The sequence below is a fragment of the Escherichia sp. HH41S genome (assembly GCF_009820115.1).
Lineage (GTDB): Bacteria > Pseudomonadota > Gammaproteobacteria > Enterobacterales > Enterobacteriaceae > Escherichia > Escherichia coli_F.
Genome location: NZ_VNXE01000107.1, coordinates 1 through 2,126, shown reverse-complemented (window position 1 = coordinate 2,126; position 2,126 = coordinate 1). Strand labels below are relative to the sequence as shown.

Here is a 2,126-nt window from a genome sequence, read left to right as displayed (position 1 = left end):
ACGGCACAAATAGTCAACAGTAGAATATCCGATAATTTATGTTCCACTTTCCAGGCTTGTCTGTAATCGGGGATAATAGAAATATGTTCCATCAATTTTTTAAGTTCCATTTTGTTCTCCTTAATTATGTAAGGAGTATTTGATCATGTATAAGCAATAAAAAACAGCTTCAGGTAATGAGGAATATCTCAATTTTTAAACATAAAATGCGAATTGTTTAGTACAAAAAAGCAGCGTTAAGTGAGTAGGCCACCGGAACCTCCCCGACAGCCTCTCGCAGAACCGTACGTGAAACTCTCGCTTCATACGGCTCCCGTCAGGCAAACGCGCTTCCTGGTCCTGCTTTCCAGTGGGCAAACAACTCCGGCTTCTCTTTTGACAGCCTTTCCATTAGCTGACACGCCTTCGTCTTTCTATACCGCAGGGTTTTATATTTCTTTCTCGCCCACGCAATCAGCGTCAGATTAATATATCTGCATACTTTCTTCATCGCTGATTTGTGGTATCTCGCGTAATAATTCAGCCACCCCGATATTATCGGATTCAGCCACTTCGCAATATCTTCGAGACTCATCTCCACCCTGCGTCTGATCCACAGTTTCCTGAGTTTTCCAATCATGCCTTTCTGCGCACGGTTACTCGCCGCCGGGCTGAAACTCGTAAAGAGGTTTCCCCGCCGGTGGTTACGTGCTCTTCGCGCTCTGAACGTATACCCCAGAAAATCAAACTGCACTGTTTCATGGTTCGCCTGTCGTTCGCTGTCTTTGCAGTAAACTACTTTCGTTTTCTCCGGATGTAATTCCAGTCCACATTCCTGAAAACGTTTTGCCAGCTTATTCAGTAATTCCTCTGCCTGTTGTTTACTGCCACAATGAATTAATCCATCATCTGCATAACGGCACCAGGGAATTTCCGGATAATGTAACGTCAGCCATTTATCAAACACATAGTGCAGAAATAAATTCGCCAGTACCGGGCTGATGACTCCACCCTGTGGCGTACCTTTATTTCTTTCCTTCAGTGTTCCATCCGGCATCTGCACCGGCGCTGTCAGCCACCGGCGAATAGACAGTCTTACCCATTTATCCACGCAATGTTTATCCACTGCCCTGAGTAATAAATCGTGGGGGATATTATCGAATAACCCTTTAATATCAAACTCAAGACACCAGTCGTATTGCCAGCAACGTTTTCTGGTGACTGCTATTGCATCCAGCGCTGATTTTCCATGCCGGTATCCGTATGAATCATTCAGGAAATAACGCTCCACTAATGGTTCAAACGTTACCAGCACCGTCATCTGCGCTATTCGATCGCTTACTGTCGGTATTCCTAAAAGTCTTTTGCTGCCATCCTTCTTCGGAATTTCCACCGCACGCACTGGCGGCGGCATCCAGCTTCCCGACGATAACCTGTTCCAGATTTTGTACAGATTTCCTTTCAGATCCCGCTCAAAATCTTTCAGCGTCTGGTTATCCACTCCGGCAGCTCCGGCATTCGCCTTTATCCGCCGGTACGCTTCCACCACATGCAATTTACTGACCTGAAACGGTTTTGTCTGTTCACACACAGCCTCCTCCTGCCTACAGTTGGGCTGTGATGCAGACTGCCCGACGCTGTCCCTTCGCTCCACGTTCATTACAAACGCTTCCTCACTACTACGAACAGCTCTGCCCCGGTTTCGCACATCGATACTCTCATACTCATAATTTCGGTTATTTGTATTTCTCTCTTGACATTGCGACGACCGGTTCCCGTAGTTCCTGCAAAGAGCCTGATACAGCGTCATGCCTGCTATACACCGGACACCATTCACGCAGCATTCGGAATTCACCCGTAAATTAATCCCGGCGGTATCACGAAACCTCCGGTTTTGATGTCACTTAGGACTAACGACGTTTCAACACAGGTTCGGGTTTACTCATCTCACTGTATCTCACATAGGATCAGATCTCGTCTGATCGTTCCCCCTGCGCTCACTACCATGGCTCTTTACCACAGCAGCCGGGGTTGTTTGGGACCGACTTCCGACAGCAGATCCCGGTGGGCCTGCCACCATCTCTTCACAAGCTTATGCTTATTACATGCAAAACGTCCCGTTTTGCATCTTTGTGCCTACGGCACAC

2 protein-coding genes are annotated in these 2,126 nt (G+C 47.2%); both read right to left on the bottom strand.

Translation table 11 applies throughout. The features are described from left to right. The coding region (locus tag FQZ95_RS20800; RefSeq protein ID WP_001432485.1) for an ISAs1 family transposase at positions 1-110 on the bottom strand (110 nt) is incomplete at its 3' end. A 206-nt stretch (positions 111-316) separates the two neighbouring features. Continuing rightward, positions 317-1,639 (bottom strand): group II intron reverse transcriptase/maturase, encoded by a 1,323-nt coding sequence (gene ltrA / locus FQZ95_RS20795; protein WP_160530612.1) that lies wholly within the window; start codon positions 1,637-1,639, stop codon positions 317-319. Positions 1,640-2,126 lie beyond the last annotated feature (487 nt).

What these genes read in the sequence shown, in the direction of transcription:
- ltrA (WP_160530612.1), bottom strand. Translation starts at nt 1,639, where the DNA reads ATGAACGTGGAGCGAAGGGACAGCGTCGGGCAGTCTGCATCACAGCCC.